Source organism: Desulfurella multipotens, from assembly GCF_900101285.1.
Taxonomy (GTDB): Bacteria; Campylobacterota_A; Desulfurellia; order Desulfurellales; family Desulfurellaceae; genus Desulfurella; species Desulfurella acetivorans.
Window position 1 is genome coordinate 150,927 of record NZ_FMYU01000001.1, and the last position, 16,126, is coordinate 167,052.

A 16,126-nucleotide genomic window follows, 5' to 3' on the forward strand; every position below is an offset into this window, starting at 1 on the left:
TTATGCACCTCTTAACATTAAAATATTTTCCAAAAATGGACCTAATGCTAAAGCTGAAAAAAATGTTAAAGCACCCACAATCAATATTACAAGAATAAGCCATACCATAAAAGGCACTTTATCTGTAGGAAGCGTACCAACGCTTGGCGGAGTATATTTCTTTTGGGCTAAAGCACCACTCATATATATAATTGCCACTGCCGGGATGTATCTGCCAATAAGCATAGCAATCGCTGTTGTGATATTATAAAAAACTGTATCTGCATTTAATCCTGCAAAAGCACTTCCATTGTTGTTTGCAGTAGATGCAAAAGCGTATAGTATCTCACTTAAACCATGTGGACCAGGGTTTAGGATTGAGCTTACACCGGCTTTTGTAATAAAAGCAATAGTTGTAAAAATAAGTACTAATATACCAGATGTTAGAGCAACAATTATTGCCATCCACATTTCTTTTACTTCTATCTTTTTACCTAGAAACTCTGGAGTACGCCCAATCATCAAACCAGCCACAAAAACTGCTATAATGATAAAAGCTATCATAGTGTAAAGACCGGAGCCAACACCGCCAAAAACAACTTCGCTTAACAGCATAAGTACAGTCGGTACCATTCCAGATATAGGTAAAAGTGAATCGTGCATTGCATCAACAGCACCACACGCTACAGCTGTTGTAGTAGTTGCAAACAAAGATGTGCCACCTATGCCAAACCTTACTTCTTGACCTTCAATATAGTGGCCTGTAACACCAAGACGTGATATTAGGGGATCATTTCCTAAAGAAGAAGTGTATTCTATACCCAAAAAAACAACAAACATTGTTAACATAACAAGGTAAATTGCCCAACCTTGCTTTTTATTTTTTATCATAGACCCAAAAGTGTATGTTAAAGCTGCAGGTATTAAAATAATTAAAAAAGCTTCAAAAAAATTTGTGAAACCGTTTGGGTTTTCAAAAGGATGCGCAGAATTTGCACCAAAAAAACCGCCTCCATTTGTTCCAAGTAGCTTAATAGCTTCTTGCGATACAACTGGACCCATTGGCAATACCTGGTTACTTATGACTTTGCCTGCATTAATATAGGGTTCTAACAAATGGACTGTTTTATAGCTACTAAAGTTTTGTATAACACCCTGACTCATTAAGATAACAGCAGCTACTACTGATAAAGGCAGTAAAATATAAAGAGTTGTCCTTACTGAGTCTACCCAGAAATTGCCAAGATTTGTCGTTTGTTTTCTTGTAAAACCTCTTATCAAAGCCAGCAAAACAACTATGCCTGTAACAGCTGAAAGAAAATTTTGCACTGCAAGACCAAGCATTTGAGTGAAGTAGCTTGCTGTATTTTCTCCAGAATAGGCCTGCCAGTTTGTATTTGTTATAAAACTCACAGCTGTATTAAAGGCTAAATCTAGATTAAATCCTTTAAAATGTTGGGGATTTAAAGGTAAAAATTGTTGTAAAACTAAAATTAAAAATAAAACCACAAAACCTATGGCGTTAAAAATCAACATAGAAATTGCAAATTCTTTCCAATTCATCTCGTAGGTTTCGTCAATATTGGCAATTTTATAAATGAAAATCTCAATTGGCCTAAAAACTAATGATAATACAGTTTTTTCTCCATTGAATACATTTGCCATGTAAGAGCCTAATGGCTTTACCAGAAGGCTTACAAGCACAATAAAAACTAAAAATTGTATAATGTCGCTAATAGGCATAAACTCCTCCTTTTTGCTAAATCTTAAAGATATAATAATATCACACAATGGCAAATTTAAAAGACGTGTTCGCGTAACCTTCTTTTCGAAGGTTTTTAAATATAAACATAACACACCCCATAAAAGTCTACGAGGTTAGCTGACGGGCTCGAGCTTATGAGTGCTCTATCCTTACAAATAAGGAATTCGCCCCATTACAATTGGGTCCCCCGCGCTTTGCAAATAGCAAAGCTTCGACTATTAATATTCCTTCTAACATTTATTTTTTAAAAAGTCAAGCATAAAATTTTCTATATATAAGAAGCTTTGTAAAACTATAATTGACTTTTAAATAAAAAATATTAATATAAACATAATGAAAAAATTATTTATTTAAGGTTCAATACAATGAATTTTCACAAAGAGGCAAATTATTGTCTAAAGATAAGTCTCATAGTCTTTTTCCTCTTGTAATTTCAAGCGGTGCATTTTTCCTAAGCTATTATACAAGATTAATGTGGAGTATACTATCTGTATATATGCCATTAAAACCTACAATAACCCAGGATGGCCATATTTTCGCACTGTATTTTTTTGGATATATAGCTGTCCAAATACCTGCTGGTTTTGTATCAGACAGATTTGATTGTGGCAAAATTATTTCTTTATCTTTAATTTTATTGTCAATAATAACTTTTTTTTCTGGTATAGTAACAAATATTTATCAAGAGTATGTACTTAGCCTGCTGATGGGCTTTTGTGCAGGTTGGATTTATCCAGCATCACTATGCGCTATAGTTGGTATTTTATCTTTCGGTCTTAAAAGCTATAAAACTTCAAGTAAAATGAATTTGAAAATAATAAAAAACAAAAATGTTTTACTAATTTCTTTTGGCGGGTTGTTATTTTTTGCTTCATACTGGAGCATTACTCTTTATGCTTATAAATATTTTTTAGGTATAGGCATTGATAAAGTAATGTCTGGCATTATGTTTTCAAGTATGGCTGCAGCAGGTTTTTCAAATATGTTTTGGCAAACAAGTGGTATATTGAGTCCTTTGTTTTCATCTTTTATCATAAGCAAATTTGGTTTTTCTATCCTATGGGTTACATTGTGTGCAATTATTCTTATTGCAAGTACCTTTTATTTAAAAATAAAAACATAAAACCGACATTACTTTAAAAGTAATGCCGGTTTATTTTTACAGGGGATTGCTACCTTTAACAATTGGAATTTCTGGGTTCCTTGAAGCACTTACCATAGAGCCATTATAAACCCAAACAAGTTTATCATTAAAAAGGGCATTTGCTACAAACCACAAACCACTACCCAATCTAGCTGTATTACAATAAGATATAATGGGTTTGTTTAAATTTATACCATCTTTTTTGAACACCTCTTCAATTTGTTTTTTTGGTTTTAAAATATAATAATTATCGACTTTTTCCATAAAGTTACTTGCTGGCAAATCAATAGCGCCTTTGATATGACCATGTTTTGCAAGCCTTTTATCGCTAATTAGTGCTCCAGTATATTGATCAAGTGGTCTTGCATCTACAATCTGAATTTTATTCAAGTTATTTACACCCCATATTACAAAATTGCTAAAGCAATATGCATTTGTATTATTGTGCTTAATTACAAAATGTGTCGGAGGTAGCTTAGTTACTGTTTTTTGAATTGGTCTTTTTTCATCAACCCACTTTTGATAACCACCATTCATATAATGCACATTTTTTATGCCTGCCCAATAAAGCGCAAGCATAACTCTTGTTGCATTAGTTAAGAAAAATGCTGCCTTTTTGCCACCTGCATAAACTATGACTGTATCATCTGGTTTAATTCCCAATTTTGATAACGCTATCTCGATTTGAGTATTTGAAGCTATACTTCTAGCTTTAACACCTGGAAATCTCATTGCAAATAAATCACCTGTGGAAGGTAAGCTTATTGCACCTTTTACATGTGATTCGAGATAGGATTTATAATCTCTTGCATCTACAATAACAACATTTTTCTTACCAATCATGGATGCTACCTCAGATGTAGAAAGAATACCAACTTTTGCCAGTGCCAAATTAAATCCTGTCAGCGTTAAAATGCTGACAATAAGTAAGATACGTTTTAACATACAAAACCTTCTTGCATTTATTAGTAATATAATTAAGTCATTATATTATTGAATTACTATTATTTTTTTATTACAAATAAAATTTAATAATATTTCTGGATTTTTTGATAATAATATTTTATAGAAGAACAGTTAATTAGAATAAATTAATTGTAAATGCAATTTTCCTTCTCTTTTACATAAGCATAATTATAAATAGTCTACAACAAAAAAAACAAAAAATTATTTTTACATACAACCAAATATTTAAAGTAGTATAAATACTTACAAATCAATACAAAATAAATAGCTTGACATTGTGCTTTAAATTCAATAAAACATCACTATGAAAAAAGTAATTATCGCGCTTGTACTATTGAGTTTGGTTGTTGCAAGCTGTGGTAGAAAAACGGACATAGTGCCGCCAAGCTCTATTGCAAAAATAGGAGTTATAAAGTGAGAGATTGCATTGTTATAGGTAGTGGTGTAGCAGGACTTAGAGCTGCAATTGAGCTGAAAAGACTTGGCGTTGATGTGGCAATATTTACAAAAGATAAAGCCAGTGAATCAAACACAAACTATGCTCAAGGTGGCATAGCAGTTTGCTTATCGAAAAACGATAATTTTGATTTACACATTAAAGATACACTTATTGCTGGAGCTGGTTTATGCAATAAAAAAAGCGTTGAAATTCTGGTTAAAGAAGGACCAGATAAAGTAAAAGAGCTAATAGATTGGGGTTGTCAATTTGATAAAAACGAAAACGGCGAGTTAAATTTTACAAAAGAAGCTGCCCATAGTGTAAACAGGATACTGCACGCAAATGGTGATGCAACAGGTGCAGAAATAGAAAGAACGCTTCTTAATAAAGCCCAAAAAGAAAGCATTGAAATTAATGAGCATTATCGTTTGATAGATTTACTTGTTGAAAACAAAAGAGTTATTGGTGCAAAGTTTCACAACCTAAAAGAAAACACACTTAACTACATATATGCAAAATCCGTAGTTTTAGCAACAGGTGGTTACGCTGCAATTTACAATCATACCACAAATCCTTCATTAACGACAGGTGATGGTATAGCAAGCGCATTTTTAGTCGGGTGCACTGTGGAAGATATGGAGTTTGTACAGTTTCATCCAACAGCGCTAAACTACAAAAAAGCTCCGTCTTTTTTATTATCCGAATCGATGCGTGGCGAAGGTGCAATATTAATAAATGATAAAGGTGAGCGTTTCATGGAAAAATACAGCAAACAGCTAGAGTTAGCCCCAAGAGATATTGTAGCAAGAAGCATCTTTTCTGAGATGCAAAATAACCTAAAAGATCATGTATATCTAGATATATCACACCTTGATAGCGAGTTTGTAAAAAAACGATTTCCCACAATTTATCACGAATGTCTAAAATATGGTCTTGATATAACAAAAGAACCCATTCCTGTATCACCTGCTGCTCATTATACAATGGGGGGAGTGAAAACAGATGTCGATTGTAAAACAAATATAAGTGGCCTTTTTGCATGTGGTGAGTGTGCCTGCAATGGTGTACATGGAGCAAATCGCCTGGCAAGCAACTCCATGCTTGAAGGTTTGGTTTATGGCGCAAGGGCAGCCATATCAGTTAAGGCTTATTTAGAAAATAAAAACTTTTCTTCAAAAACAGATGAATCCACAAAATTAACAGGTACAACAAAAAATTTTCAAACTAAAATAAAAAATTTAAAGGATAGAATTTTTAAAGATCTTGGAATAGTAAGAAAACTATCAAGTGTAACAGATTTATTTGAATGCAGCCTATCAAGTTTTCAAACAATCAAAGATAACAATAGTATAGATATAGACTATAGAAATCTGCTTATTATAGCAATATTAATATCACGCTCTGCGCTTGAGAGAAAAAACTCAGTTGGAGCTCACTACTGCATTGATACACCATGGCCTCCAACAGATAAATCTCATGTAAGTTTAAATATAAAAGATTTAGAAAAATGGACTTAGAGGAAATTATTGGGTATAAATTTAAAAACAAAGCATTGCTAGATAAAGCCTTAACGCATAGGTCTTACACAAAAAACCCTTTTTACTCAAATGAACTATTGGAATTCTTGGGTGATGCTGTGCTTGAACTAATTGTAAGCGAATATTTAATTAATAACTTTCAAAATTTAAGAGAAGGAGAGTTATCAAAACTGAGAGCTGCTACAGTAAACTCGGATGTTTTATCCGAGATTGCAAAAAATTTAAAGTTGTACGAATTCTGCAAGTTAGGCAAAAGCGAAAGACAAAAACAAGTAGCACTTAATAAAAAAATATTGGAAGATTTATTTGAAGCCTTAATTGGGGCTATTTATTTAGACTCTGGTCTGGAAAGTGCTAAAAATTTTGTTTTACCCCTTCTTAAGCCCAAAATTGAAAAATTTAGTGAATATAAGCTATTTGACCCAAAAACTGTTTTACAAGAATTAACACAAAAAAGATTTGCATTATTGCCAGAATATGTCCTAATTAAAGAAGAAGGTGAGCAACATAATAAAACTTTTTACAGCCAGGTTATAATTGGCAATAAAAGCTTCGGTGTAGGCATAGGAAAAAGTAAAAAAGAAGCAGAAAAAAACGCTGCACTAGAAACAATGGAGATGTTAGAAAATGTTTAAATCTGGATATGTTGCTTTAATAGGAAAGCCAAATGTTGGCAAATCAACTTTTTTAAATTTAATGATTGGTGAAAAATTATCAATTGTAACAAACAAACCTCAAACAACAAGAACACCTATAAAAGGCATTTTAACTACGGATAGCTATCAGATAATTTTTATTGACACACCAGGCATACACGAAAGCCAAAAAAAACTTAATCAAGTAATGCTATCAAGCATAAAATCAACCATTGAAGATGCCGATGTTTGCCTTATTATTGCGGATAGTCCTGGAAATGATTATATAAAAAATTACGAAGACTTACTTTTGAAAAAAAATGTCATATTGCTTATAAACAAAGCCGACAAACTTACAAAAGAGCAGATAGATTCAATAAAAGCCGAATTTCTTATCATTAATCCAAAAAAAATAATTGTAACAAGTTTACTAAGAGATAACCCAAAAGATGAAATATTAAATGCCATATTAGAAGAACTAAAAGAAGGCCCACAATACTATGCTGAAGATGAAATTTCTACACACAATGTTAGATTTATTGTATCTGAGCTGATTAGGGAAACCCTAATAGAAAACTTATCAGAAGAATTACCCTATTATGTAGCAGTAGTAATAGATGAATTTAAAGAACGCAGCGAAAACCTTACATATATAAAAGCAATAATATATACAGAAAAAGACTCACAAAAAGCTATAGTTATAGGTCAAAATGGTTCAATGCTGAAAAAAATTGGCTCAAGCGCAAGAAAAAAGATAGAAGATTTTCTTGGTACAAAAGTATATTTGGATTTATGGGTAAAGGTCAAAAAAGGTTGGACTAAAAATGAAAAACTCATAAAAGAATTTTTAAGCGAATGAGGAGTAATCATGAAAATTTTTGGCACAGACGGCATAAGAGGTAAAGCAAATATTTTCCCACTTGTTGGTGATTTAGCTTATAGACTTGGAAAGGCTTTAGTCTACGCACTTGATTCTCAAAAAAATAAAAAAAAGAAAATTATAATAGGAAAAGATACAAGAATTTCTGGTTATATGCTTGAATCTGCTATTACTTCAGGTATAGTATCTATGGGGGCAGATGCGTATTTAGTGGGACCTATGCCTACGCCTGCCATTGCTTTTTTAGTTAAAAGCATGAGAGCAGATGCAGGAGTAGTTATTTCTGCTTCTCATAATCCCTTCGATGATAACGGTATCAAAATTTTTTCGCATGAAGGTATAAAAATATCTGTTGAATTGGAAGAACTAATTGAATCATATACATTATCTAATGCTTTAGACAATATTAAGTTTTTGGGTGCAAATATTGGAAAAGTATTCAGGATAAGAGACACTCTTGGCAGATACATTGTTTTTGCAAAAAATGTATTTCCATATAATCTTGAGCTGGATGGGTTAAGACTTGTTATTGATTGTGCAAATGGGGCAACATACAAAGTAGCACCCATGATATTTGAAGAACTTGGCGCAGAAGTCATTGTAATAAATAACGAACCAAATGGCATCAATATTAATGAGAAATGTGGTTCAACCTACCCTAACAATATAATAGAAAAAACCACACTCTTTAGGGCAGATGTTGGAATTGCTTTTGATGGTGACGGAGATAGAGTTGTAATGGTTGATGAAACTGGCAAACTTATTGATGGAGACGCAATCCTGTCAATTTTGGCAATTGATTTAAAAAACAAAGGGAAATTAAAAAATAATACCGTGGTTGGCACAATTATGAGTAACTTTGGGCTTGAACATACGTTAAAACAAAATGGTATCAATTTAGAAAGAGTCGATGTTGGCGATAAGTATATAATACAAAGAATGCTTGAAAAAAATTACAATTTAGGAGGAGAACCTTCAGGTCATATTGTATTATCTGACTTTAATACAACAGGTGATGGTATAATTACCGCATTGGCCGTTTTATCAATTATAGTAGAAAAGAACGTTAAGCTTTCTTCCCTGTTAACAAATTTTACAAAAGTCCCAGAAAAAACAAAAAATGTCCATGTGAGTAAAAAGGTAAATTTAGAAGAAATTGACGATATTCAAAAAGCAATAGAACATGTAAAAAATAGTTTAAACGGTGAAGGCAGACTTATTGTGCGCTACTCCGGGACAGAACCGGTAGTTAGGGTCACAATTGAATCAAAAGACATAAACATAATAAACGAAGGTATTGAATTAATTTCAAAAACAATTGAGAAGCATCTATCATGAAAACAATAATTTTGCATGATTTTGACCAAGAAGAACTTATAAAGTTTGTAAGACTATATAAACAGCTTGAAAAGGACTCACTTTTACCAGAAGCTATAATTGCTTCAACAACTGAAAGCTCGCTAAACCAGGTGTTAAAAAAATTACTTTTAGATCTTGAAAAAGAACATCTAGAATTTACTTAAAATATGAGTATTATAGGCTCTTTTGTAAGTGGTTTTATACTAGGCGCTGGTGCAAGTGTTCCAATTGGACCAATAAATATACTTATTATTAATGAAGCACTTGTATCTTATAGAAACGCATTTTTGTTAGGACTTGGTGCAATGTGTGCAGATATCACATACTTAACGCTCATTTTCTTCGGTATTTTTGTTAATATAAAAGAGCAATCTGTTATTTTTCGTATTATTAGTTTATTAGGCGGTGTATTTTTAATATATTTAGCCTATAGAATTTTTAAATCGCGCATAATAGATAGTGCTAAACTCAAAACACAAATTTATTTTGCAAGTCCTTTTAAATCGTACTCAAAAGGCTATATTTTAACAATTCTAAATCCCTATACAATATTATTTTGGACAAGTATGTTAGCTTATATTGGTCAAAATCATCTGCAATTTAGCTTTACACTCATAGGTTTAATTTGTGCTATAATGATATGGATAAGCTTGATGCCGTTTTTTGTGTACAAAACCAAGTCTTTTTTTAGCCAAAAAGTTAGCGTTTATGTAAATATTCTATCTGCACTTATAATATTTGGCTTTGGTATATCTATATTGCTAAAATTAATTTTACATTACTGATTTAAAAAGTTGAAATGAGCGAATTAAAAAATATATAGAAAAGCCAGCTAATACGAAACCTAAAATAATATTTATCTTGTCAACCAGGCTTTCATTAAAAGATTTTCTTACATGATTTAAAATTTTAGCAATTAAAAGAAGATAACTCAACAAACCTACACCACTAAATAATACAAAAGCAAAAAGATATATAGTGTTATAATAAGGTATTATACCTATATCGTAGGCAAACTGCACATAAACAATCCAGAAAACTATCATTAGTGGGTTTGTAAATGACATTGTAAACCCTGTTATAATAGACATATGATGGGTTTTATGTTCAAGTTTGGGTAATGAAATATTTTTTTTTATTACATCTCTAAAAGCCATAATGGACAAGACAGCAAGCAAAACACCACTGCCAAATAACAAAGCAGCTTTAACTTTTTCATCATCTAAAAAACTTGTAATACTAAAACTTGCCAAAAGCCCATATATTACATCAGAACACACAGAACCCAAAGCCACCATATATGCAGATTTTAAATTGCCATTTATTGCTCTTTTGGCTACTTCAATTTGTACAGCACCAATTGGCATTGCAATTAAAAAACCTACCAAAAAAGCAAAAACAATTATAATTATAAGGTGTTCATAAAACAAAATCATTCAATATACAACTTGCTAATTTTAAATCTTGTCTTGTCGTTATTTTTATATTATACCGATAACCTTCTACAATCGCTACACTTGATATGTAATGTTCCCATAAGCTTGCTTCATCACTAAATACCAATTTGTCTTTTAAAGCCATTTTATAAGCTTTTTTAAGCATTTTAACGTCAAAACCCTGTGGTGTTTGAGCACAATATATAAAATCGCGCTTTACAGTAAATTTTATAAAATCATTTTCCACAAACTTTAAAGTATCTGTACACTTTATAGCAAGAATAGCTGCTTTTTTAGCATAAACAATATCGAGCAATTTGTAAACTTTTTCTTTATCAAGTATAGGCCGTGCAGCATCATGGATCAATACTATACCTTCATTAATTAATTGTAAACCATTATAAACAGAATAGAAACGCTCACTTGAGCCTTGCACAATGTTTGCAAATTTATAGCGTTTTTTTACAAACTCAATATCTTCTTGTGGAACTGTAACGATAATATTAAAACCAAGTTCTTTAAAAAATTCCACACTATAGTCTAAGACAATTTTATTGTTTAGTTTTTCAAATTGCTTTTTTGATCCAAAACGACTACCGCTACCTGCGGCCGTTATTATTGCAGTTTTCATAAAAATAATCGTTTAAAATTTTTATCCCTTTGATAATACTCAAGCTTGGCCTTTCTATCAAAGAATTGTCTATAAACAAAACTCTATTTTTCTTATAAAAATATTCAAAAAGTTTATTTTCTTTAAAAATATCGTTTTTAAAGCGAGAATTAACTATTAAAAACTGAGGATTTTTTTCTATTAAATACTCACTTGTAACAACTGGCCAACCATCTTTTGGTATTATATTTCTACCTCCAGCTACATTTATAGCATTAGAAATAAATGTATCTTTTCCTGCCACAATAATAGGTGAAAACCATATTACAAAAGCTACAGTAGGTTTTTTATCAATTTTATACAATGTTGAAACTTGTTTTACAAATGTATTTATTTTATTTTTTGCTTGATTTATTTTTCCTGTAATCAAACCAAATTTTTCGACATCACTTACAATATCTTTAATATTTTTTGGATCGAAAACAAACGCTTTTATGCCTAAAACCTCGAGCGGCCCTGCAGTATAGCGTTCGTAAATAAATCTTGGCATAATAACTAAATCTGGCTTTAATGATATAATTTTTTCTACATTAAATGTACCAAATGCTCCTACATTTACTGCTTTTGGATTAGGCTTTTTAGCATAGTCCGTATATCCAACAATTAAATTTGATGCATCGATTTCTTCTAATATATCACAAGCAGCTGGGCTTAACACTACAATAGATTTTGCTTTTGATATATTTATTGTCCTTGAAATGTCATCTTTTACAGTAACCGCTAAAGCATTAATGGCAAATACTAAACAAATTACCAAAGCAATTATTGACCTTTTCATAATTTTATTATAATCTTTAATACTAAAACACGCAAGGAGGTTTTTATGTTAGATGAACTAATTATGAAAAACAGAAGTTATAGAAAATTTGCTCAAGTAAAAATTGACTGCAATACTATAAATAATATTTTAAGAATATTGCGCTTTATACCTTCAGCCAAAAATGCTCAGCCATTAAAGTATATAGCTTCTTGCAATGAAGAAAAAAATGAACAAATCTTTAGTACTCTAAAATGGGCAGGTTATTTAACAGATTGGGATGGGCCAGACAAAAGCCAAAGGCCATCTGCGTATATTGTAATTTTGCAAGACAAAAATATTTCCAACGATAACTTTGTTTTAACTGACGCTGGAATTGCACTTCAAACAATTCTATTAAAAAGCGTTGAGATGGGTCTTGGCGGATGTACAATAGCTGCTATAGATAAACCCAGGCTTTCTTCCATATTAAAGTTAAAAGATAACCTAGAAATATTATATGTTGTAGCAATTGGAAAACCTGCAGAAACAATAAAGATTGTTGATGCTAAAAACGATATAAAATATTACAGGATCAATAATATACATTATGTGCCAAAAAGAAGCCTTTCTGAGCTAATTTATGCAATTATAGAATAGATTTTGCTATTTAAGTTAAAGGGGTTAAATATGCTTAATGAAAAAACAATACTAATAACAGGCGGAACAGGATCTTTTGGAAAAGCCTTTACAAAAGAAATTTTAAAATTATACAAGCCAAAAAAGTTAATCATATACTCAAGAGATGAGTATAAGCAATTTCTTATGCAAAAAGAATTTAGCAAATATGATTCTATTTTGCGTTTTTTTATTGGTGATGTGAGAGACAAAGAAAGATTGTATAGGGCATTAGATGGTGTGGATGTTGTAATACACGCAGCAGCACTAAAACAAGTGCCTACAGCAGAATATAACCCATTAGAAGCCATAAAAACAAACATATATGGTGCAGAAAATGTAATTGATGCAAGTATTGACTTAGGCGTTGAAAAGGTAGTTGCCTTATCTTCAGATAAAGCCGTAAATCCTGTTAACCTATATGGTGCAACTAAACTAGTTTCAGACAAGCTATTTGTAGCAGGCAATGCTTATGTAGGCAAAAAGAAAACAAAATTTTGTGTAGTCAGATACGGTAATGTTGCAGCAAGCAGGGGTAGCGTAATACCTTTCTTTAAAAGCCTTATAGATCGAGGCAAAAAAGAATTACCTATAACTGATTTTGAGATGACCAGGTTTTGGATTAGTTTAGAAGAAGGAGTTGAGTTGGTGTTTAAGGCCATTAAAGAAGCTAATGGAGGTGAAATTTATGTATCAAAAATTCCTTCTTTTAAAATAGTAGATTTAGCAAAAGCCATGTGTGAAGATTGCATATTAAAAGAAGTTGGCATAAGAGAAGGCGAAAAATTACACGAAGTTATGATAACACCAGAAGACGCAAGAAACACTTATGAATACGACGATCATTTTATAATATACCCCCAATTTAACTGGTGGGGAAAAAGTAGTGTTAAGCCTGGTGGTAAATTGGTAAAAAAAGGCTTTAGATACTCTTCTGATGCAAATGATAAGTGGCTTAGCGTAGATGATATTAAATCAAAACTAAGATCCCTTACAATTGAATACTAAAAAGGTTAAATTATGCTATGGTTTATTATTATTGTGCTAATTATAATCATTGCAATAATAGTTGTTTTAATAAATAAAAAAATAACAAAAAAACCAAAATTATCTGATAAAGATGCTTATGGAGCAAGTTTTGGCGATTGTAGCTTAGATTTGGAAGAATTACGCAAAAAATCAGAAGAAAAAAAGAATAAGACTCAATAAAAACCTTTTGTTTGACATTTAATTAAAACTCTGTATAAATAAAACTTAAGGAGAGGTGTCCGAGTGGCCGAAGGAGCACGATTGGAAATCGTGTGTAGGGTAACCTACCGCGGGTTCGAATCCCGCCCTCTCCGCCAATCTCGTCCAACTGTTTGATTTTTTACCAGATAGGTATATTTTTCTCAAAAGGAGGTACACAATGTTTAGTATTACTGTAAATGCAATTGGAAACATTTTAGCAAAACAAGGTATTATTGCTTTTAATGTAGCCAATCTTAACACAAAAGGCTACAAAGAAATTGATTTAAATAACAAAAAACATAAAATTGCAATGACTTCAGATAATAACCAAAACAATGTTAATTTAACAAAACAAATAGTGTACTCAAACATGAATTTAATAGATTTAAAAGCTAATGTGGCTGTATTAAAATCGCAAAACAAAATGCTTGGAAGCCTTATTAATTTGAAAATATAAAATAATGGTATATTTATATTTTGCTTTTTTAGTAATTATCTGGTCTTATTCTTGGGTTGTAGCAAAGTTAGCACTTGAATTTACAAATCCAATAGAGTTTTCTCTTTTAAGAACAGTTATTGGTACAATAGTTATTTTCTTATTCATTGTATCTGTAAAAAAACTCCAAAAATTAAAAGAACCTTTTTTAGTTGCATTGCTTGGTTTAACTCAAACTACAGGTTTTTTTATTTTTGCAAATTTATCTTTAGTCTGGGGCGGTGCCGGTAAGGTTTCTATGTTAATTTACACAATGCCATTTTGGTCGATAATATTAGCAGGAATTATCTTAAAAGAAACAATAAGTCAAGCACAAAAAATTGCAATTGCTGGTTCATTTATTGGTTTGACATTTATTATTGAACCATGGAAGTTGCAAAGTAACTTTTTAAGTGATTTTTTTGCCATATTGAGTGCAATTTCATGGGCTGCAAGCATTACAATCGCAAAAATAATACTTAACAAACAAAAAATGAATATACTCAGTCTTAACGCTTACCAAATGCTTTTTGGCTTTATTGGTATTTTATTATGCTGGTTTTTAATACCACAACAAAAAGAAACAGTCTTTTCTTCATATTTAATATTTGCAGTACTATATGCCGGGATTGTTGCTACAGCACTTGGGTGGTTTTTGTGGCTATATATTTTGCAAAAAATGAGAGTAAACACTGCTAGTCTGAGTTCACTTGCTGTTCCAATATTAACTATTCTGGAATCATGGATTCAGCTTGGTGAAAAACCAAATATATTCGAACTAATTGGTGTATTATTGATTTCCTTGTCTTTGTTTATAATTTATTTGGACACTACTTCAAAAATTAAGAAAGTGACTGCTTAAAAAAGCAGTCACAAAAATACACCTTAATGGGAAGATTCTTCAGTTTCCACTTCTTGAGCAAATTTCTTATTTAGTATCCTGTCGCCTATTAAATATAACAAACCAGCTACACCAAGTGCACTTATAAATAGACTTATTTCTGATAGTGATGGTGTGTAATTTACATAAAATACTTTATCATAATACACACTATTTACAGGTACGAGTTGACCAGCGATAACTGTATTATACCTTTCAAAAAACACGCCTATAATAACCAAAATAGCAGCAATTAAAGCATTTGTGCTTGATGGTTTTTTGATTAGCATAAAAAATGGTACTATTAAACCTAAAAATATCTGAAAAAACCAGAAATAAAATGATAACTTACCCCATAATAAAGCTATTGCTGCACCAGAAACTTCTGGTTGATAGGTATAAAGTGCAGTTCCAAATCTCCAACCTGTAAAAAACATCATTGCTAGAACAACAAAAAATAATGTCCTTTCCAACACATGGGATACAGTGGTTAGTTTTTCTTCTAGTGAAGGTATCAATCTTTTTGTAAAATAGCACAAAATAAGGCCAAAGCCAGCACCCAAACCTAAAGCAGAAAGTATAAAAAAGATAGGAATATATGCACCAAACCAGAAAGGTCTGGATATATTAGCAGCAAAAACAAAACCCATATTACTGTATGCACTCACTCCTACCAAAAAACTAATTATTGCAATTGGAAGCAACCATTTATGATTTTTTGTAAAAATAAGGTAAATCTCTATGATTATTATTGGAAGTTCTAAAGCGTAAAGTGTAGACATCCACCAGATAGCACTTTCTATATGTGGTGGAAAATAGTTAAAAACAAACCTTAATATTTGTAATTTAAACGGACCACCCAAATCCCAAAAAATTACATAAAAGCCACCCAAAAGAGCTGTAAGGGCAAGTAAAATTAACTTTCGCTCCATTAACTGTACATGTTTTAAACCAAATAAATGACACATAATAACAAGCAACGATAAACCAGTTGTAATACCAACCAAAAACGAATAGCCAATAATTAACAAACCCCACGAAACATACCTTGTTACACCATAACTAGGCTCCTGGCCATAAAAAAACACATGAGCCATACCGTATAAACCTATAGCAGCCATTATAAAAAATAAAATAGTCCAACCATCTACTAATGGCTTGCTAGCTACATTTGAGCTAACCTTCATAAAACCTCCTTTTCAACCCTAAGTACCACTGGTTTTATTCACAACTAATAAATCACTAACTATTGTAATAGTTAAAATATTTTTGTCAATCAAATTTTAAAAAAACTTTTTTATACTTGCCGACTTCCT

Annotated in this window: 19 protein-coding genes, 1 tRNA gene and 1 riboswitch; of the genes, 14 read left to right on the top strand and 6 right to left on the bottom strand. The window is 31.4% G+C overall.

All coding sequences use genetic code 11. From position 1 onward, the window contains the following. Positions 1-1,722, bottom strand: coding sequence for a potassium-transporting ATPase subunit KdpA (gene kdpA, locus BLQ93_RS00775; RefSeq protein WP_092127485.1), 1,722 nt, complete (start codon positions 1,720-1,722; stop codon positions 1-3). A 109-nt stretch (positions 1,723-1,831) separates the two neighbouring features. After that, a riboswitch (cyclic di-AMP (ydaO/yuaA leader) is annotated at positions 1,832-1,971 on the bottom strand. 164 nt (positions 1,972-2,135) lie between these two features. Between kdpA and BLQ93_RS00780 the strand changes: the two genes are divergently transcribed. Then, positions 2,136-2,867, top strand: coding sequence for an MFS transporter (locus tag BLQ93_RS00780; RefSeq protein ID WP_216818713.1), 732 nt, complete (start codon positions 2,136-2,138; stop codon positions 2,865-2,867). Positions 2,868-2,903: 36 nt separating this feature from the next. On the opposite strand, the gene BLQ93_RS00785 is transcribed toward BLQ93_RS00780, so the two are convergent. Further along, positions 2,904-3,833, bottom strand: a complete 930-nt coding sequence (locus BLQ93_RS00785) for a sulfurtransferase (protein WP_092127487.1) — start codon at positions 3,831-3,833, stop codon at positions 2,904-2,906. Between the two features lie 325 nt (positions 3,834-4,158). Here BLQ93_RS00785 and lptM point away from each other — a divergent pair, with 325 nt between their 5' ends. Genes lptM through BLQ93_RS00815 form a run of 7 tightly spaced genes read left to right on the top strand, consistent with a single transcriptional unit; the run spans position 4,159 to position 9,490 of the window. Next, positions 4,159-4,272 carry an LPS translocon maturation chaperone LptM gene (gene lptM, locus BLQ93_RS09845; RefSeq protein ID WP_414647638.1) on the top strand — a complete coding sequence of 38 codons (114 nt, stop codon included), beginning with the start codon at positions 4,159-4,161 and terminating at the stop codon, positions 4,270-4,272. Next, a complete protein-coding gene (gene nadB / locus BLQ93_RS00790; RefSeq protein ID WP_092127489.1) occupies positions 4,269-5,810 on the top strand; it encodes an L-aspartate oxidase in 1,542 nt (513 codons plus the stop codon). The genes lptM and nadB overlap by 4 nt, the downstream gene beginning before the upstream one ends. Further along, on the top strand, positions 5,801-6,466 hold the full coding sequence (rnc, locus tag BLQ93_RS00795) for a ribonuclease III (protein WP_025392527.1): 666 nt from the start codon (positions 5,801-5,803) through the stop codon (positions 6,464-6,466). The genes nadB and rnc overlap by 10 nt, the downstream gene beginning before the upstream one ends. Then, on the top strand, positions 6,459-7,325 hold the full coding sequence (gene era, locus BLQ93_RS00800) for a GTPase Era (protein WP_092127491.1): 867 nt from the start codon (positions 6,459-6,461) through the stop codon (positions 7,323-7,325). The genes rnc and era overlap by 8 nt, the downstream gene beginning before the upstream one ends. A 9-nt stretch (positions 7,326-7,334) precedes the next feature. Further along, the gene (gene glmM / locus BLQ93_RS00805; RefSeq protein WP_092127493.1) at positions 7,335-8,684 is read left to right on the top strand and encodes a phosphoglucosamine mutase; all 1,350 of its coding nucleotides are present in this window, start codon (positions 7,335-7,337) and stop codon (positions 8,682-8,684) included. Continuing rightward, on the top strand, positions 8,681-8,869 hold the full coding sequence (locus tag BLQ93_RS00810; protein ID WP_025392530.1) for a DUF3783 domain-containing protein: 189 nt from the start codon (positions 8,681-8,683) through the stop codon (positions 8,867-8,869). The genes glmM and BLQ93_RS00810 overlap by 4 nt, the downstream gene beginning before the upstream one ends. 3 nt (positions 8,870-8,872) lie before the next feature. Next, a complete protein-coding gene (locus BLQ93_RS00815; RefSeq protein WP_216818714.1) occupies positions 8,873-9,490 on the top strand; it encodes a LysE family translocator in 618 nt (205 codons plus the stop codon). Here the strand turns inward: BLQ93_RS00815 and BLQ93_RS00820 are convergent. The 3 genes from BLQ93_RS00820 to BLQ93_RS00830 are packed head-to-tail and all read right to left on the bottom strand — an operon-like array spanning position 9,479 to position 11,589. After that, a complete protein-coding gene (locus BLQ93_RS00820) occupies positions 9,479-10,141 on the bottom strand; it encodes a LysE family translocator (RefSeq protein ID WP_092127495.1) in 663 nt (220 codons plus the stop codon). The genes BLQ93_RS00815 and BLQ93_RS00820 overlap by 12 nt on opposite strands. Next, on the bottom strand, positions 10,125-10,772 hold the full coding sequence (ispD, locus tag BLQ93_RS00825; protein WP_025392533.1) for a 2-C-methyl-D-erythritol 4-phosphate cytidylyltransferase: 648 nt from the start codon (positions 10,770-10,772) through the stop codon (positions 10,125-10,127). The genes BLQ93_RS00820 and ispD overlap by 17 nt, the downstream gene beginning before the upstream one ends. Beyond that, positions 10,741-11,589 carry an ABC transporter substrate-binding protein gene (locus BLQ93_RS00830; RefSeq protein ID WP_025392534.1) on the bottom strand — a complete coding sequence of 283 codons (849 nt, stop codon included), beginning with the start codon at positions 11,587-11,589 and terminating at the stop codon, positions 10,741-10,743. The genes ispD and BLQ93_RS00830 overlap by 32 nt, the downstream gene beginning before the upstream one ends. Before the next feature lie 45 nt (positions 11,590-11,634). On the opposite strand from BLQ93_RS00830, the gene BLQ93_RS00835 reads away from it, so the two are divergent. From BLQ93_RS00835 to BLQ93_RS00860, 6 genes are all read left to right on the top strand, one after another. Next, a complete protein-coding gene (locus tag BLQ93_RS00835) occupies positions 11,635-12,207 on the top strand; it encodes a nitroreductase family protein (RefSeq protein WP_025392535.1) in 573 nt (190 codons plus the stop codon). Positions 12,208-12,237: 30 nt separating this feature from the next. Further along, a complete protein-coding gene (pseB, locus tag BLQ93_RS00840; RefSeq protein WP_025392536.1) occupies positions 12,238-13,233 on the top strand; it encodes a UDP-N-acetylglucosamine 4,6-dehydratase (inverting) in 996 nt (331 codons plus the stop codon). 12 nt (positions 13,234-13,245) lie between these two features. Then, positions 13,246-13,434: a hypothetical protein gene (locus BLQ93_RS00845; protein WP_025392537.1), complete on the top strand. Its 189-nt coding sequence runs from the start codon at positions 13,246-13,248 to the stop codon at positions 13,432-13,434. Positions 13,435-13,483: 49 nt separating this feature from the next. After that, positions 13,484-13,571 (top strand) — tRNA-Ser (locus BLQ93_RS00850). Between the two features lie 62 nt (positions 13,572-13,633). After that, positions 13,634-13,912, top strand: a complete 279-nt coding sequence (locus BLQ93_RS00855; protein ID WP_025392538.1) for a hypothetical protein — start codon at positions 13,634-13,636, stop codon at positions 13,910-13,912. A gap of 4 nt (positions 13,913-13,916) precedes the next feature. Beyond that, complete coding sequence (locus tag BLQ93_RS00860) at positions 13,917-14,792, top strand: DMT family transporter (RefSeq protein ID WP_092127497.1); 876 nt, start codon at positions 13,917-13,919, stop codon at positions 14,790-14,792. Positions 14,793-14,815: 23 nt separating this feature from the next. Here BLQ93_RS00860 and nrfD read toward each other — a convergent pair whose 3' ends face one another. Beyond that, positions 14,816-15,997, bottom strand: a complete 1,182-nt coding sequence (nrfD, locus tag BLQ93_RS00865; protein WP_092127499.1) for an NrfD/PsrC family molybdoenzyme membrane anchor subunit — start codon at positions 15,995-15,997, stop codon at positions 14,816-14,818. Between the last annotated feature and the right edge of the window lie 129 nt (positions 15,998-16,126).